The sequence below is a fragment of the Lentzea sp. genome (assembly GCF_036380075.1).
Lineage (GTDB): Bacteria > Actinomycetota > Actinomycetes > Mycobacteriales > Pseudonocardiaceae > Lentzea.
On the sequence record NZ_DASVFL010000240.1, the window covers coordinates 20,763 to 36,964 of the forward strand.

Below are 16,202 nucleotides of genomic sequence, written 5' to 3' on the forward strand. Positions count from 1 at the left end.
ATCAAATATCGAGCCCGGTCAACCTGGCGATGTTCTCAAAAACTGATAACTCCGGAGTTATCCCCTGTTTGGTATTTGATTTGCGAAGATCGGCCCGAGCAGACTTCGACCTCGTTCGAGCACATCTCGCCCGTGACCTGGAAGGAGGCTCGATGACCATCGACGGTAAAGCCCTGCGAATGCGCAGGCTTTCGCGCACCGGGGACGGCAGGCACCTGTTCGTCCCGCTCGACCACAGCGTCTCGGACGGCCCGGTGAGCGACCGGTCGCGCTGGGACGGCCTGGTCCGCGCGATCGCGGGAGGCGGCGCCGACGCGCTCGTCGTGCACAAGGGCCGGGCGCGCACGCTGAACCCGTCCGCGCTCGGCGACTGCGGGCTGGTCGTGCACCTGTCCGCCAGCACGGCGCACGCGGCGGACACCGACGCGAAGGTGCTCGTCGGCGACGTCGACGACGCGCTGCGGCTCGGCGCGGACGCGGTGAGCGTGCACGTCAACGTCGGCTCCGACACCGAGAGCCGCCAGCTCGCCGACCTCGGCCTGGTCGCGGGCGCCTGCCAGCGCTGGGGCGTCCCGCTGCTGGCGATGATCTACCCGCGCGGCCCGCGCATCCACGACCCCCGCGACGTCACCCTGCTGCGCCACGCGGTGAACATCGCCGCCGACCTCGGCGCCGACCTGGTGAAGACCGCGGTGCCGGCGGTCCCGTCCCGGATGTCCGAGGTCGTCGAGAGCTGCCCGCTGCCGGTGCTGTGCGCCGGTGGCGCGCCCGACGCCCGCAACCTCGAAGCCTCCGCCGCCGAGCTGATGGACGCCGGGTGCGCCGGTCTCGCGGTCGGCCGCCGGATCTTCACCTCGGAGAACCCCGCGGTCACGGTCGCCAGGCTGGCCGCCGTGGTGCACGCCCAGAACCCCGCAGCGCTGTCCGAACCCCTCCTCACGACAGGTGTCGCATGAAACACGCTTGGGTCGACGTCAGGGCCGTTCCCGCCGAGCAGCTCGAGGCGGTGGTCGACGCCGCCATCCACGCCAAGGCCGAGGCCGTCGTCGCCGACGACGCCGCGCTGCTCGCCAAGCTCCCGCCGACGGTGCTCGGCGTGCTCGTCGGCGACGGAGAGGCACCGGTCCGCGTGACGCGGATCGACGACGAGGACCAGCTGCCGGCCCTGATCCGCGCCGAGGGCGCCGCGTGGGTGCACGTGCGCGACGACCGCACGCTGCAGCTCGCGTGCGCCGCGGCCGTCGGGCTGCCGTACACGATCGTCGAGTTCGCCGACCCGACCAAGATCCCGCTGGAGATCGTGCTGGCGGCCGCGGACAAGGCACCGGGCCAGCTGATCACCGTGTGCGCGGACCTGGAGGAGGCGTCGATCGTCGTCGACGTGCTGGAACGCGGCTCGGAGGGCGTCCTGCTCGCCCCGCGCACCGCCGACGACGTGTTCGCGCTGACCAGGATGCTGGCGGGCACGACGCAGGACCTCCAGCTCACGACGCTGACCGTCGACCGGATCGAGCACCACGGCCTGGGCGACCGCGTCTGCGTCGACACCTGCTCGCACTTCCGCGAGGACGAGGGCATCCTCGTCGGCTCGTACTCGACCGGGTTCATCCTGTGCTGCAGCGAGACGCACCCGCTGCCGTACATGCCGACCCGCCCGTTCCGCGTCAACGCGGGCGCCCTGCACTCCTACGTGCTCGGGCCGGACAACCGCACCAACTACCTGTCCGAGCTCAGGTCCGGCAGCACCGTGCTCGCCGTCGACTCCGACGGCCGCACCCGCCGCGTCGTCGTCGGCCGCGCCAAGCTGGAGTCCAGGCCGCTGCTCACGATCACCGCGCACTCGGCGGACGGCGTCGTGGTCAGCCTGACCGTGCAGGACGACTGGCACGTGCGGGTGCTCGGCCCCGGCGCGAAGGTCCGCAACGTCACCGAGCTGCAGAACGGCGACGAGCTGCTCGGCTACCTTGCGACGGACCAGCGGCACGTCGGCATCCCCATCGGCGAGTTCTGCCGGGAGTCGTGATGACGACCTCCATGAGAACGCTCATCACCGGCCTGTTCGACGCCCATCACGACACGCTCCCCTACCTCGCGCACGGCGACGACGTCCGCACCCGCGGCGACGTGCGCGCGATGGTGGTCCGCGAGGCCGCGTTGTTCGCGAGCGCCGGCATCACCGAGGGCAGCACGGTGCTGTTGCAGGTGCCGCCGAGCTACACGCAGGTCCAGGCGATGCTCGCGCTGTGGTCGCTGGGCGCCCAGGTGATGCTGGTCGACCACCGGTTCAAGTCCGCCGAGGTCGAGGCGGTGCGCGAGGTCGGCAGGCCGCAGTTCACCGTCCGCGGCGGCGTCGCGGGTGCCACGCCGGGCTTCACCGCGGAGTACGAGCTGGTCACCAGCCGGATCCGCGGCGGCCTGCCGGCGGCGACGGACCACCGGCTGGTGCAGTTCAGCTCCGGCTCCACCGGCACGCCCAAGATGATCGGCCGCACCCCGGCGGAGGTCGCCGGCGAGATCGACCGGTTCGCGCGGATCGAGGGCATGCCGAAAACCGGCGAACGGGTGCTGCTGCTCAGCTCGACCGCGCACAGCTTCGGCCTGATCGCCGGGCTGTTCCACGGGCTCGCGCAGGGCGTCACGGCGGTGTTCGCGAGCAAGCTCACCGCCACCGACCTGCTGGCCACGGCGGCGCGCTACGACGTGCACGTGTTCTTCGGGACGCCGTTCCACTACGCGTTGCTGTCGACCGCGCGGGAGGTCCCCGCGCTGCCGTCGTTGCGCGCGGCGGTGAGCGGCGGCGAGATCATGGAACCGTCGGTGGCGGAGGTGTTCACGGCCCGGTTCGGCATCGGGCTCGGCGAGTCCTACGGCACCACCGAGACCGGCGTGATCGCGATGGACGTCAGCGGGCTGCTGCGGCCGTCGGTCGGACGCGCGTGCCCCGGCGTGGAGATGCGGGTGCACAACGGCGAGGTCGAGGTGCGCCTGCCGCAGTCGCCGTACCTCAGCGGCGGCGGTGACCGGTTCGCCGACGGCTGGCTGCGCGTGCGCGACCGGGCCGAGCTCGACGAGGACGGCCGGCTGCACCTGCACGGCCGCGGCGACTCGCTGGTGGTCGTCGGCGGGCTGAAGGTCGACCTCGGCGAGGTCGAGGCCGCGCTGCGCACGCACCCCGCCGTCACCGAGGCGGTGGCCGTCCACAGTGGAGCGATCCAGGCCTACGTCGTCGGCGGCACGACGGCGGGCGACCTGCTCACGTGGTGCAGCGACCGGCTGGCCGACTACAAGATCCCGCGGGAGATCCACGTGCTCCCGCAGCTCCCCCGCACCCCCAACGGCAAGCTCGTCCGCCGGCACGACGTGCTGCGCGCGGCCGTGCCCGCCTGACCGTCCCGGCGTGAAGACCGAAAGGCGACAACCGATGCAGACGACGCTGGAGTCCGAGATCCGCGACTTCGTCCTCACCACGATCGTCGAGGACCTCGGGCAGCCACTGCCGGAGGACTCCGTCAGCGACCAGATCACGCTCGGCGCGACCGGCCTCGACCTCGACTCGCTCAGCCTGATCGAGCTGACCATGCGGCTGGAGCGGCGGTTCTCCGTGCAGTACCCCGACGACAGCATCGAACCGGTCGGCGCGATGACCCTCGGCGAGCTGGTCGCCGACACCGTGGCCAGGGGTGCCAGGGCATGACGGTCACCGCCGCCCAGGTCCGGGAGCTGCTATCGGACCCGAAGATCTTCCCGAGCCTGCCGGACGACGACACCGAGTTCGTCTTCGACTCGATGGGCCTGGTCTGGTTCCTGCACGTGCTGGAGATCCGGTGCGGGGTGCTCGCGGAGGCGTCCGAGGAGTGCTTCGCCGGCACCACCTCGGCCCGGCGGATCGCCGACCACCTGAAGGAGCTGGCGACGCGATGAACGACGTGGTGGTGACCGGGTTCGGCGTGCGGACGGCGTTCGGGGACGGCGCGGACGCGCTGCGCTCCGGGGTGTTCGCGGGCCGGGCGGCGTTCGGGCCGATCGAGCGGTTCGGCACCGAGGGCCTGCGCACGGGTGTCGCCGCGTGCGCTCCGGGCACCCCGCGGTTGCGCACGGCGCTGACCGAGGTGGCCGACTCGGCGGTCGCGATGGCCGGCCTGCCGCCGGGCCGCGGAACCGCCGTGCTGGTCGGGGCGGCGGGCGACTTCACCGCCGTGACCGCGTTCTGGGCCTCCGGCGCCACCGACGACGTGGAGGACAGCGCGGCCGGCCGGTTCGCCGACGTGCTCGCCGAACGGCTCGGCGCGCGCGGCCCGCGGACGACGTTCACCACCGCGTGCGTGGCGTCGGCGAACGCCATCGTCCACGGCTGCCGGCTGATCGCCGCCGGTGTCGTGGACAGCGCCGTCTGCGCCGGCGGCTACCTGGTCGAGCCGGAGAACCAGTCGAAGTTCGACTCCGGCCGCGCGCTGTCGCGCGACGGCGCGATCCGGCCGTTCAGCGAGGGCCGGTCCGGGCTGCTGCTCGGGGACGGCGTCGCGGCGGTCGTGCTGGAGTCGGCCGCCCACGCCGCACGACGGGGTGCGGACGTGCTGGCGCGCGTGCCGGGCTGGGGTGTCGCGGCGGACGCGCACCACATCGCCCGGCCGCACCCGCGGGCGCGCGGCCTGGTGCTGGCGGCGACGGCGGCGCTGGGCAAGGGCGGTCCGGTGGACTACGTGAACGCGCACGGCACCGGCACGCAGCACAACGACAGCGCGGAGACAGCGGGTCTGCACGCGCTCTTCGGCGCCGACGCCCCCTCGATCCCGGTCAGCTCGACGAAGAGCACGACCGGGCACATGCTCGAAGGCGCGGGCGCGGTGGAGTTCGTCGTGACGCTGCTGGCGCTGCTCGACCGGACCGTGCCGCCGACCGCGGGGTTCACCGGCCGCGACCCGGTGTGCGACCTCGACTACGTGCCGAACGAAGCACGGCCGGCCGCGCTGCGGCGGGCGCTGACCGTCAACGCGGCGTTCGGCGGCGCGAACACCGCCCTCGTGCTGGAGCTGCCGTGAAGATCCTCGCCACGGCCGTCGGCGACACCGCGACGGCACCCCAGGTGACCGGGTTCATCGAGTCGCCGTTCAACCCGCTGGCGCACCAGGTCGCCGAGCAGCTGCTGTCCGGTGTGGACGGTGCACGGCTCGGCGTCGTGCTCGCCAGCGAACTGGGCGACAGCGTCACCACGGACCTGTCCAGCAGGCTGCTCACCGAGGGCAGGCCCGCGAACGCGCTGCTGTTCATGCAGGCCACCGCGAACGCGATCCTCGGCCGGATCAGCATCGAGCACGACATCACCGGGCCGCTGCTGTCGCTCGCGCCGGGCGAGCACCCCGGCGGCGGGCCGCTCGACGTCGCCGAACTGCTGCTCGCCGACGACCTGGACCGCGTGCTCGTCCTCGGCGTCGAGCTGGCCGGCACCCCGCGCACCGACGCCGTGCACCGGCGGCGCGGCACCGAACCGCGCGCCGCCGATCTGGCGGCCGGGCTGCTCGTCGGCCGCGGTGACGGCCTGCCCAAGCCCTATCCCCCTGGCGTCGCCGGGCTGCACGCCCTCGCCGCCACCCCGACCGCCCAAGGAGACCGACGGTGATCACGAAGGCCGAACGCGCCCAGATCTTCGCCGACACCGCGCTCGGCGCGGGCAACGTCCTGCACCGCGTCGTCGGCTACGGCCGCCCGCTCGACGACGAGGCGGTGTGGACCGACGGCACCTGGACGGCCCCGGACGGCACGCGGCCGGAGATCCTCACGCTGGGCGCGCTGTACGACGCGGTGAAGGAGTACGCGTCCTGGTACCACGCGCGGGGCGTGCGGCCGCGCGACCCGGTGGCGATCCACACGTTCTCCAGCACCGAGTTCGCCGTCAACTTCCTCGCGCTGACCTCGCTGGGCGCGATCCCGTCGTTCGTCAACGGCAACCTGCGGCCGGAGATCGCCCGCGAGTACGTGCGCCGCCAGGGCGCGGTCGGCGTGCTCACCGACGACGCGCACCGCGACGTCTTCGCCGGGCACCTCGACGAGCTGGCGCTCGGTTTCGGCGTGACCGCCGCCGACGTGCACGGAACCGGCGAGCTGCCCGCGGTGTTCCCGTACGAGCACGACTCGACGGACCCGATCATCATCTCGCACTCCTCCGGCACCACGGGGATGCCGAAGGCCGTGCCGCACACGCACCAGACGTTGCTCTACGCCCAGCTGCACCGGCTGCGGCTGTCGACGGGCAACTCGATGGGACGGCTGCTGGTCGCGTTGCCGGGCTCCCACAACGCCTCGATCTCGGTGCTGCTGTTCGGCCTGCTGCTGCGCTCGCCGGTGTACCTGCAGTCCAGCCAGCGCGGCGCCGACGTGCTCGACGCGGCGGAGAAGTTCAAGCCCACCAACATCTTCGGCTTCGCCGGCACGTACGGCGAGATGGCCGCGCACGACCTGTCGAAGCGCGACCTGTCGTCGGTGGAGGGCTGGTACAACACCGGTGACGCCGCCCACGAGGCGCACGTCCGCGCGTTGATCGCGCAGGGCAGCCACGCGTGGATCGACGAGAACTTCCAGCGCGTCCGCAGGCCCGGTTCGGTGTTCACCGACGGCCTCGGCTCGTCCGAGACCGGCTACTCGATCTTCCACAACGGCCACCGGCCCGGCAGCGCCTCCTACGGCCGCTGCATCGGCAAGCCGATGAGCTTCGCCGAGGCGGCCGTGCTGTCGGAGGACGGGAAACCGTTGCCGCCCGGCGAGATCGGCAGACTCGGCGTGAAGTCGCCGACGCTCACGCCGGGCTACTGGAACGACTCGCTGACGTTCCACCGGTTGCGGCTCGGCGGCTACTGGCTCACCGGTGACCTGTCGATGCAGGACGAGGACGGCAACTTCTACCACCTCGACCGCGCGCCGGACGCGATCCGCACCGCGCACGGACTGGTGCTCAGCACCCGCACGGAAGAGCTGCTGCTGCGCGAGATCCCGGAGCTGTCCGACTGCACGGTGGTGGCGGTGGCACCCGACGGCGTGCGGGCCGACTGGGACGGCGACGGCGTCGGCGAGGCGTACGTGCTGGTGCAGACCGGCGGTTCCCGTTCCGATGACGAGTGGACCGCGCACGTCAACGAGGTGCTGGCGAAGGCCGGTTTCCCGGTGTTGACCCGCGCGCTCGTGATGGACGCCGGCGAGGTCACCAAGGGCGCTACCGGCAAGGTCCTCAAGCGGGAGCTGCGCGAGCGGTTCCGCGACCGGCTGGCAGGGCGCTCGTGACGGAGATGTCGCCGCAGCTGCGGGCGATGGAGGCGTACCGGGCGTGGTGGCTGCACGACGCCCGGTGGTACCAGGGCGTGGCGAAGCGGTTCGGCCACGAGGTCGCGAACGAGATCAACGCCGAGGCGCTGCGGTTCGTCGCGGAGAACATCGGCCGCAAGGTCGCGAAGCGCACCCGTGCCGCGGGCGACGACATCAAGGGCCTGCGCGAGAGGTACGAGGCGTGCGCGGAGGCGATGTTCCCGTCGGAGCTGCGCGACGGCGACGTGGACGTGCTCGACGACGACCTGATCGAACTGGTGATGCGCCGGAACTTCGCGGTGACGATGGTGCGGATGGCCGGGTCGCTGGAGGGCTACGAGTGCCCGTGCACCGACATCCACGCCGGCTGGTCGGCCGGCCTCGGCGTCGAGCTGACCGAGAATCGCGCGACCGGCTGCCTGCGCCACGGCGACCCGGCGTGCCGGCTGCTGATGCGCGTCCGCGCGGATCCGGAGGAGTGAGCGGTGCGGGTGCTGGTGGCCGGGGCGACCGGCGTGCTCGGCAGGGCGCTGCTGCCGTTGTTGCGGGAACGCGGCCACGACGTGGTGCCGCTCGGCGTGGACCTCCTCGACCGGGCGGCGGTGCTCGACGCGGTCCGGTCGGCCGCGCCGGACGTGGTGGTGCACCAGGCTTCCGCGTTGCGCCACCCGCGGGCCTTTGAGCAGACGGCCCTACTGCGCACCATCGGCACGGACACCCTGCTGGCGACCGGGGTGCGGCTGGTGGCGCACAGCATCGCGTTCGCCACCGCCCCGGCCGGCGACGCGGTGCTGGACGAGGACGCTCCCCTCTACCTGGACGCGCCGGATGCCGGATGGGCGACCACGACGGCGGCGGTGGCGACGTTGGAGGCGGCGACGCTGGCGGCCTCGGGAACCGTGCTGCGCCTCGGAGTCCTGTGTGGCCCCGGCACGCAGTACGCGGCGGACGGCGCGATCGGCGCCGCGCTCGCTCGCGGCCGTTACCGCCGGCCCGAGGGCGCCGACGGTGTCACGTCGTTCGTGCATGCGGAAGACGCCGCTCGGGCGACGGTGCTGGCAGTCGAGACCGCCGTGCCGGGTACGTTCAACATCACCGACGACTCGCCCGCCGTGGCCGCGGAGTGGCTGCCGGGGCTCGCGGCTCTGCTGGGCGGGCCACCGCCGCGCACGATCCCGGCGGACATGGCCGAGCGCCTGCTCGGCTGGTTCCCCGTCCACCAGCTGACGCGACTGCGGGGCGCGTCCAACGACCGCGCGAGGCAGGCTCTGGGCTGGAAACCGCGTTACCCCGACTGGCGCTCCGCGGGCCCGCCGGGCTAGGCACCCGAGACGTTCGTCCCCCCTCCGGGTTGCTCCGGCGAGACCGACCGCACCTTTCACTAGTTCACTAGTGAAAGGTGCTAATGTCGCCGGCACCAGACAACGGAAAGGGGCCGGCAGTGGACATGCGAAGGCCGCCGGAGCAGGCGCCTCCGGTGCGCGCCGACGGCGTGGGCAAGAGGTACCGCAGGGGGTGGGCGCTGCGGGAGACGTCGCTGGTGATCCCGCCGAACCGGGTGGTGGCCCTCGTCGGCCCGAACGGCGCCGGCAAGAGCACGCTGATGGGCCTGGTCACCGGACTGCTGGCGCCGACGACCGGTGCGATCACCGTCTTCGGCGACCGGCCGACCGGCAGGGGGCTGCACCCCGCGGTGTCCTACCTGGCCCAGCAGAAGCCGCTGTACCAGCAGTTCACGGTCGCCGAGACGCTCAAGTTCGGGGCGCACACCAACCCGACCTGGGACCAGGGCTACGCCGAGCACCTCGTCGGGCAGGCGTCGGTGCCGATGCACGCGAAGGTCGGCACGCTCTCCGGCGGACAGCGCACCCGCGTCGCACTGGCACTCGCGCTGGGCAAGCGCCCCCGCCTGCTGCTGCTCGACGAACCGCTCGCGGACCTCGACCCGCTGGCCCGCGAGACCGTCCTGCGGGTGCTGATCACCGAGGCCCGCTCCCAGGGCATCACCGTCGTGCTGTCCTCGCACGTGCTGGCGGAGCTCGAAGGCGTCTGCGACCACCTCGTCCTGCTCCACGCGGGACGGGTCCTGCTGGCCGGCGACGTCGCCCGGCTCGGCGCGGGCGGCACCCCGCTCGGCGAACTCGCGCTCAGCCACATGCGCGCGGCGGCGGCACAGGAGGAGGCGGCATGATCTGGGCTTCGTGGCGGCAGCAGCGCCTGCAGCTGATCACCCTGCTCGGCCTGGTCGTCGTCAGCGCGGGCGTCATCCTCCTGCTGCGGTCCAGCATGGTCGGCGACATCGCCGCCGCGGGCCTCGCGCCGTGCGTGGCGAAGGCGGTCGGCGACTGCACGCCTCCCGACGGGGCGGTGGCGGCGTTCGCCGAGGCGTGGGGCACCCCGTTCGACGCCGGCCGGGTACTGGTCGTCCTCGCCCCCGCGCTGGTCGGCGTCTTCATCGGCGCTCCCCTGTTCGCGAGGGAGCTCGAACAGGGCACCCACGTGCTGGCGTTCACCCAGTCGGTGAGCCGCACCCGGTGGATGCTCAGCAAGCTGCTCATCGCACTGGTGCCCGCGATGGCCGCGCTGGTCGCCGTGCAATGGCTGGTCTCGTGGTGGTTCTCCGCCGCCGGGACGCTCGGCCCGCAGGTGAACGGGTCGTACAACGCCATCAACTTCAGCATCGACCACGTCTCGCCCGCCGGGTACGCGTTGTTCGCCTTCGCCGTCAGCGCGTTCCTCGGCGCGGTGACCCGCAGGACGCTGGTCGCGATGACCGCGGGGCTCGGCGTGTTCGTCGTCGCGCGCTTCGCGCTGTCCGGCAGGGTCCACCAGGTGCTCACCGCCCAGCGCCAGGAGGTCACCCCGGACAAGCAGCTGACCGTGTACGACGACGGCAGCCTGGTGATCTCCAAGGGATGGCTCGACGCCGCCCGGCAGACGATCCCCAACGACAAGGTCATGGCCTTCTACCAGACCTGCAAGGACGCGTCGGGCGAGTCCCAGGACGCCTTCGCGCAGTGCCTGTCCAGCTCCGGCGTCACCGCGCGGTTCGCGACGTTCCTGCCGCGCAGCCAGGCCTGGCAGGTGCACCTGGTCGACCTGGCGGTCTTCGGCGTGCTCGCGGTCGTGCTGCTCGTGGGCACGGCCTGGGCGTTGCGCCGGCAGAGCTGAGCACGGCGGGGACCCCGGAGCACCTATGCTGACCGATGTGATCGAGTTCCGGATCGACCGGCGCTCCGGGGTCTCCACCTACGTCCAGATCGTCCAGCAGGTCAAGCAGGCCATGCGGCTGGGACTGCTGAACCCCGGCGACCGGCTGCCCACGGCGCGTGAGGTGGTGGAGGCGACCGCCGTCAACCCCAACACCGTGCTCAAGGCGTACCGCGAGCTCGAACGCGAGGGACTGGCGGAAGGCCGCCGGGGCCTGGGCACGTTCGTGACGAAGTCGCTGTCCTCCGAGGCGACCGCCGGGGACGACGCGCCGTTGCGGCAGGAGCTCGGCCGCTGGATGGGCCACGCCCGCGAGGACGGCCTCGTCGTGGAGGACGTCGACGCCCTCTACACCGCGGTCCGCGCCGAGCACTACCCCGCCGAGGAACGATCATGAACCCCCTGACCGCCACCGCAGTCGGCAAGCGGTACCGCGGCCGCTGGGCGGTGCGCGACTGCGACTTCACCGTCCCCGAGGGCAAGGTCGTCGCCCTCGTCGGCCCCAACGGCGCCGGCAAGAGCACCCTGCTGCGGATGGCCGCGGGTCTCGTCCGCCCGACCACGGGCGAGCTGAGCGTCTTCGGCACACCGGTCCGCGGCCGCATCCACCCCGACGTCTCGTTCCTGGCGCAGGACCGCCCCCTCTACCGCGACCTCACCGTCCGCGAGCTGGAACGCGTCTGCGCCGCCATGAACGACCGCTGGTCGGGCGACCGCGTCCACGAGGTCCTCGGCCTGCTGGCGGGCGTCGACCCCGACGCGAAGGTCGGCACGCTCTCCGCGGGCTCCCTGACCCAGGTCGCCATCGCGATGGCGCTGGGCCGGCTCCCCCGCCTGCTGCTGCTCGACGAACCGCTGTCCGACCTCGACCCGCTGGCCCGCGACGAGACGTTGCGGATCATCATGACCGAGGTCGCCGACCGCGGCACCACCGTCGTGATGTCCTCGCACCTGCTCACGGACCTGCGCGAGGTGTGCGACCACGTCCTGCTCGTCGACGAGGGCCGCGTGCAGGTCGAGGGCGACATCGACGAAGTCCTGGCGCGGCACCGGATCCTGACCGGACCGGCCGCGGACGAGTCCGGTGTGGACGGAACGCTCATCAGTGCCACCCGCACCCGGCGGCAGTCCACCCTGCTGCTGCGCGACGCGGGCCCGGCGCCCACCGGGTGGGCGGAGGCGGAACCGGACCTGGAGTCGCTCGTGATGGGGTACCTGCGGGCGTCGCGCGAACGCCGGATCGCGGCCCGGCGCGGCTGACTCCGGCCGGCGCGGCATCAGTCGGGCGAAAGCGGCCGAACGGGCGAACCGACGACCGGTCCAGCCCACTCGCTAGGTTGATCTTCGTCCGTTCCGCTTCCCCGCCGTGCCAGGAGTTGTCCCGTTGATCCCGAGTGGTCGGCTGCGCGTCCTGGTGGACGCCCCGTGGTTCAACAAGGTGATCACCGCGGTGATCCTGGTCAACGCGGTCACGCTGGGCGCCGAGACCTCGCCGGTGCTGCTCGCGTCGTTCGGCGACGTCCTGCACCTCGTCGACCGGCTGGCGCTGGCCGCGTTCGTCGTCGAGCTGGCGCTGCGGTTCGGCGCCTACGGCAGGGACTTCTTCCGCGACCCGTGGAACTGGTTCGACACCGCGGTCGTCGCCGTCACGCTGCTGCCGGCGTCCGGGACGTTCTCGGTGCTGCGCGCGTTGCGGGTGCTGCGCGTCCTGCGGCTGGTGTCGGTGGTGCCGAGCATGCGGCGGGTCGTGGCGGCGCTGCTGACCGCGCTGCCGGGAATGGCGTCGATCACCGCGCTGCTGGCGCTGGTGCTCTACGTGTCGGCGGTGATCGCCACGAAGCTGTTCAGCGGCGTCGCGCCCGAGTACTTCGGCGACCTGGGCGAGTCGCTGTTCACCCTGTTCCAGGTCATGACCGGCGAGGCGTGGTCGGAGGTCGCCCGGCAGGTCATGGCCGAGAAGCCGTTCGCGTGGATCTTCTTCGTCGGCTACCTCGTCGTCACGACGTTCACCGTGCTCAACCTGTTCATCGCGGTGGCGGTGAGCGCGATGCAGACGCAGATGACCGAGGAGCACGCCGAGCACGACCGCGAGGAGATGGCCGCGACGATGGAGATCCTCGCCGAGGTCCGCAAGCTGCGTGAGGACGTCGAGGTGCTGCGGAGCAAGGCGTCCGTCTGACGCGGTTTGTTTCGTTCTGCACTGAAACGATCGTGAGCATCAGCGCACGGGCGCGATGTCCACGACCAGAGCGAGGTCGACCAGGTCGACCGCGAGGTCGGGCCAGATCAGCGGGATCCACAGACGTCTCGTCCGCGGATCGGCGATCTCGGGCCCGACGGCCACACCGCGGCGGAACGGGCGGTCGGTGGACGGGGACGGGTCGAAGCACGTGACGACGGCGCCGGCTGCCAGGTGTTCGGTGGGGCTCGGCGACCGGCGCGGGTCGCCGCGAGGCGTGGACTGCGAGGTGGTCATGGCGCGAGATACCCCGGGCGGTTCGGGATAACCGCCGCGACCAGCCGCGTTTACGCCGTCAGACCGGGTAGGCGTGCGTCTCCGTCGCCTTGACGGCCGCCCACAGCCCGTCGCCGGGCCGCAGCCGCAGGTCCGCGAGCGTGGCCGTGGTGATGTCCGCCAGCACGGCCGGGGCGCCGTCGAGCCGGACGCGGGTGGTGTGGGCGTGCTGCTCGATCGCGGCGACGGTCACGGGCCAGGCGTTGCGCGGGCTGCCGGACGGCCGGTCCGGGTACAGGCTCACCGCGGTCGGCGGGAACACGACGTGCACCGGGCCGTCGACCGGCGCCGGCACGGTGAGGCTGCCGCCGCCGTCCAGCGCCACCGACGTGCCGGTGGCGGTGCCGCGGTAGAAGTTCAGGCCGACGAGGTTCGCCACGTAGTCGGTGCGCGGCCGGCGGGCGACCTCGGACGGCGTGCCCTGCTGCACGGCGCGGCCGTTCTCCAGGATCACCAGCCGGTCGGCGAGCACCATGGCGTCCAACGGGTCGTGCGTCACCAGCAGCGTGTGGCCGCCGAAGTCCGCGAGGTGCCGGCCCAGCTCCGACCGCACCTGCAGGCGCGTGCTCGCGTCCAGGGCGGCGAGGGGTTCGTCGAGCAGGAGCAGGCTCGGCCCGGTCGCGAGGGCGCGGGCCAGGGCGACGCGCTGGGCCTGACCTCCCGACAGGGAACGGGGTCTGGTCTGCGCGTAGCCGTCCAGGCCGACGCGGCCGAGCCACCGCGCGGCTTCGGCACGGGCCTCGGCGCGCCGGGTGCCGCGGGCCCGGAGCCCGAACGCCACGTTCTCCAGCGCCGACATGTGCGCGAAGAGCAGGTAGTCCTGGAACACCACGCCGATCGGGCGCTTCTCGGCCGGGACGAACGCGTCCGCGCTGTCCCAAGTGGACTCCCCGACCGCGATGTGCCCGGACGTCAACGGGAGCAGGCCGGCCAGTGCGCGCAGTGCGGTGGACTTGCCCGCGCCGTTCGGCCCGAGCAACGCCACGACCTCGCCGGACGCGATCGTCACGTCCAGGTCGAGGCTGAAGTTCCCGCGCGTGACGCGCAGTTCCGCGGTCAGGGTCATGTCGGCCCGCTGATCCACCGGTCGCGCAGACCGGCCAGCACGCCCACGGACACCAGCAGCAGCACGATGCTCAGCACGATCGCCGCGTCCGGATCGGTTTCCAGGGCGAGGTACACGGCGAGCGGCATGGTCGTCGTCTCGCCGGGGAAGTTGCCCGCGAACGTGATCGTCGCGCCGAACTCCCCCAGCGCCCGCGCCCAGCACAGCACCCCGCCGGCCACCACGCCCGGCAGCACCGACGGCAGCGTCACCCGCCGGAACGTCAGCCAGCGCGACGCCCCGAGCGTCGCCGCCGCTTCCTCGAACCGGGGGTCGGCCGCGCGCAACGCGCCCTCGACCGAGATCACCAGGAACGGCATGGCCACGAACGCCTCGGCCACCACCACACCGGCTGTGGTGAACGGCAACGAGATCCCGAACCACGCGTCCAGGTGCTGCCCGATCAGGCCGCGCCGGCCGAGCACCAGCAGCAACGCCACACCGCCGACCACGGGCGGCAGCACCAGCGGCACCGTCACCAGGGCGCGCAGGAACCCCCTGCCGGGCAGGCCGGAGCGCGCCAGCAGCCAGGCGAGCGGGATGCCGAGCAGCAGGCACAGCACCGTGGCCAGCGAGGCGCAGATCAGCGAGAGCCGCAGCGCCTCCCCGACCTCGGCGCTGAACAGCTGCCCGGACAGGCTCCCCCACGGCGCCTTGACCAGCAGACCGGCCAGCGGCACCAGCAGGAACGCCAGGCCGACGAACGCGGGCAGGGCGAGGACGACCGGAAGCCGTCCTCGTCCTCGATGTCGCGTCACGGGCTGACGAAGCCCGCCGCGCTCAGCACCGACTTGCCCTTGTCGGAGAGCACGAAGTCGACGAACGCCTTGGCGGCGGCCGCGTTCGGGGCCTTCGCGACCGGGGCGATCGGGTAGTCGTTGACGGCCTTGTCGGCCTCGGCGAAGTCGATGCCCTCGACCTTGTCGCCCGCGGCCTTCACGTCCGTCTTGTAGACGAGCGCGCCGTCGACCTCGCCGAGCGAGACCTTGGTCAGCACGGCCTTGACGTCCTGCTCCAGGGTGTCCGGCTGCGGCGTCACCCCGGCCGCCTCGAACACCTTCTTCGCCGCGGCACCACAGGGAACCTGCTCAGCGCACAGGGCGATCTTCTTGCCGGCGTCGGCGAAGTCCGGCAGTCCGGCGATCTTGCCGGGGTTGCCCTTCGGCACGGCGATCTCCAGCTTGTTCCGCACGAACGTCGTGGGCGTGCCCGTGATCGTCCCGGTATCGGTGACCTGCTTCATGTTCGCCGGAGCCGCCGACGCGAACACGTCCGCCGGAGCGCCCTGGTTGAGCTGCTGCGCCAGCGCCGAGCTGCCGGCGAAGTTGAACTTCACCTTCGTGCCGGGGTTCGCGGCCTCGAAGTCCTTGCCCAGCCGGGTGAACGTCTCCGTCAGCGACGCCGCGGCGAACACGGTGATGTCACCGGTCACCTTCGACGCCTCCGAGGTGGTGGACGACGACGTGGTGGTCTGCGCGCCGGAGCCGCAGCCCGCGAGCGCCAGCGCCGCGGCGGCCGTCACGGCGACCGCCCGCACGGTGGTGGACATCAGGCCTCCGGGATCTCGACGACGACATTGGTGGACTTGATCGACGCGACCGCGACGCTGCCGACCTCGAGCCCGAGCTCGTCGGCGGCCTCGCGGCTCATCAGCGACACGATGCGGAACGGCCCCGCCTGCATCTCGACCTGCGCCATCACCCCGTCCTTGAGGACGCGGGTGACGATCCCGCGCATCCGGTTGCGGGCGGACGCGGCGACGGTGACACCGGGTTCGGCGGTCTCGGTCATCCGCTGCACGAACGCGGCGAGCTCCTTGCCGTCGATGGCCTTGCGCCCGTTGTCGAGCGTCGTCGACGCCAGCCGCCCGTTCTCGACCCACCTCCGCACGGTGTCATCGCTGACCCCGAGCATCGCGGCCGCTTCACTGATCCGCAGATTCGGCACGACTGACATACTAGGTTCCGCTTCTGCGGATGCAACAGCGGGCGGCGTTTGCGGATCGAATCGTGATCTGGTGCCGTGCTCACGGATCGAAGCCGATCTGGACGCCGTAGACGCGCTCACGCGGGCAATCCG

General features: G+C 72.4%; 20 protein-coding genes. 15 read left to right on the forward strand and 5 right to left on the reverse strand.

The window, feature by feature from the left end; genetic code table 11:
- The first annotated feature begins 152 nt into the window (after positions 1-152).
- From VF330_RS26285 to VF330_RS26355, 15 genes are all read left to right on the forward strand, one after another.
- Positions 153-956, forward strand: a complete 804-nt coding sequence (locus VF330_RS26285; protein ID WP_330854355.1) for a 2-amino-3,7-dideoxy-D-threo-hept-6-ulosonate synthase — start codon at positions 153-155, stop codon at positions 954-956.
- Complete coding sequence (locus VF330_RS26290; protein ID WP_330854356.1) at positions 953-2,023, forward strand: 3-dehydroquinate synthase II; 1,071 nt, start codon at positions 953-955, stop codon at positions 2,021-2,023. Before VF330_RS26285 ends, VF330_RS26290 begins: the two co-directional genes overlap by 4 nt.
- Complete coding sequence (locus tag VF330_RS26295; RefSeq protein WP_330854357.1) at positions 2,023-3,387, forward strand: fatty acid--CoA ligase family protein; 1,365 nt, start codon at positions 2,023-2,025, stop codon at positions 3,385-3,387. The genes VF330_RS26290 and VF330_RS26295 overlap by 1 nt, the downstream gene beginning before the upstream one ends.
- A 10-nt stretch (positions 3,388-3,397) precedes the next feature.
- Complete coding sequence (locus tag VF330_RS26300) at positions 3,398-3,694, forward strand: acyl carrier protein (protein ID WP_330854358.1); 297 nt, start codon at positions 3,398-3,400, stop codon at positions 3,692-3,694.
- Positions 3,691-3,921, forward strand: a complete 231-nt coding sequence (locus tag VF330_RS26305) for a hypothetical protein (protein ID WP_330854359.1) — start codon at positions 3,691-3,693, stop codon at positions 3,919-3,921. Before VF330_RS26300 ends, VF330_RS26305 begins: the two co-directional genes overlap by 4 nt.
- A complete protein-coding gene (locus tag VF330_RS26310) occupies positions 3,918-5,039 on the forward strand; it encodes a beta-ketoacyl-[acyl-carrier-protein] synthase family protein (protein ID WP_330854360.1) in 1,122 nt (373 codons plus the stop codon). Before VF330_RS26305 ends, VF330_RS26310 begins: the two co-directional genes overlap by 4 nt.
- On the forward strand, positions 5,036-5,617 hold the full coding sequence (locus VF330_RS26315) for a hypothetical protein (RefSeq protein ID WP_330854361.1): 582 nt from the start codon (positions 5,036-5,038) through the stop codon (positions 5,615-5,617). Before VF330_RS26310 ends, VF330_RS26315 begins: the two co-directional genes overlap by 4 nt.
- Positions 5,614-7,272 carry a class I adenylate-forming enzyme family protein gene (locus VF330_RS26320; RefSeq protein ID WP_330854362.1) on the forward strand — a complete coding sequence of 553 codons (1,659 nt, stop codon included), beginning with the start codon at positions 5,614-5,616 and terminating at the stop codon, positions 7,270-7,272. Before VF330_RS26315 ends, VF330_RS26320 begins: the two co-directional genes overlap by 4 nt.
- A 5-nt stretch (positions 7,273-7,277) precedes the next feature.
- Positions 7,278-7,775: a hypothetical protein gene (locus tag VF330_RS26325; RefSeq protein ID WP_330854372.1), complete on the forward strand. Its 498-nt coding sequence runs from the start codon at positions 7,278-7,280 to the stop codon at positions 7,773-7,775.
- Positions 7,776-7,778: 3 nt separating this feature from the next.
- A complete protein-coding gene (locus VF330_RS26330; protein ID WP_330854363.1) occupies positions 7,779-8,615 on the forward strand; it encodes an NAD(P)-dependent oxidoreductase in 837 nt (278 codons plus the stop codon).
- 125 nt (positions 8,616-8,740) lie between these two features.
- The gene (locus VF330_RS26335) at positions 8,741-9,484 is read left to right on the forward strand and encodes an ABC transporter ATP-binding protein (RefSeq protein WP_330854373.1); all 744 of its coding nucleotides are present in this window, start codon (positions 8,741-8,743) and stop codon (positions 9,482-9,484) included.
- Positions 9,481-10,464, forward strand: coding sequence for an ABC transporter permease subunit (locus tag VF330_RS26340; RefSeq protein WP_330854364.1), 984 nt, complete (start codon positions 9,481-9,483; stop codon positions 10,462-10,464). The genes VF330_RS26335 and VF330_RS26340 overlap by 4 nt, the downstream gene beginning before the upstream one ends.
- A gap of 37 nt (positions 10,465-10,501) precedes the next feature.
- Positions 10,502-10,900, forward strand: coding sequence for a GntR family transcriptional regulator (locus VF330_RS26345; RefSeq protein WP_330854374.1), 399 nt, complete (start codon positions 10,502-10,504; stop codon positions 10,898-10,900).
- Positions 10,897-11,763, forward strand: a complete 867-nt coding sequence (locus VF330_RS26350; RefSeq protein ID WP_330854365.1) for an ABC transporter ATP-binding protein — start codon at positions 10,897-10,899, stop codon at positions 11,761-11,763. The genes VF330_RS26345 and VF330_RS26350 overlap by 4 nt, the downstream gene beginning before the upstream one ends.
- 124 nt (positions 11,764-11,887) lie before the next feature.
- Positions 11,888-12,682 (forward strand): ion transporter, encoded by a 795-nt coding sequence (locus VF330_RS26355; protein WP_330854366.1) that lies wholly within the window; start codon positions 11,888-11,890, stop codon positions 12,680-12,682.
- 39 nt (positions 12,683-12,721) lie between these two features.
- Here the strand turns inward: VF330_RS26355 and VF330_RS26360 are convergent, their stop codons facing one another.
- From VF330_RS26360 to VF330_RS26380, 5 genes are read right to left on the reverse strand one after another with little or no spacing between them, the layout of a single operon-like run.
- Positions 12,722-12,979: a hypothetical protein gene (locus VF330_RS26360; RefSeq protein ID WP_330854367.1), complete on the reverse strand. Its 258-nt coding sequence runs from the start codon at positions 12,977-12,979 to the stop codon at positions 12,722-12,724.
- 58 nt (positions 12,980-13,037) lie between these two features.
- Positions 13,038-14,084, reverse strand: coding sequence for an ABC transporter ATP-binding protein (locus VF330_RS26365; RefSeq protein ID WP_330854368.1), 1,047 nt, complete (start codon positions 14,082-14,084; stop codon positions 13,038-13,040).
- Entirely contained in the window at positions 14,081-14,881 is an 801-nt protein-coding gene (gene modB, locus VF330_RS26370; RefSeq protein WP_330854369.1) for a molybdate ABC transporter permease subunit, read from the reverse strand. The genes VF330_RS26365 and modB overlap by 4 nt, the downstream gene beginning before the upstream one ends.
- Positions 14,878-15,672: a molybdate ABC transporter substrate-binding protein gene (gene modA / locus VF330_RS26375; RefSeq protein ID WP_330854370.1), complete on the reverse strand. Its 795-nt coding sequence runs from the start codon at positions 15,670-15,672 to the stop codon at positions 14,878-14,880. The genes modB and modA overlap by 4 nt, the downstream gene beginning before the upstream one ends.
- Positions 15,672-16,070, reverse strand: coding sequence for a helix-turn-helix transcriptional regulator (locus tag VF330_RS26380; RefSeq protein WP_330854371.1), 399 nt, complete (start codon positions 16,068-16,070; stop codon positions 15,672-15,674). Before VF330_RS26380 ends, modA begins: the two co-directional genes overlap by 1 nt.
- Positions 16,071-16,202 lie beyond the last annotated feature (132 nt).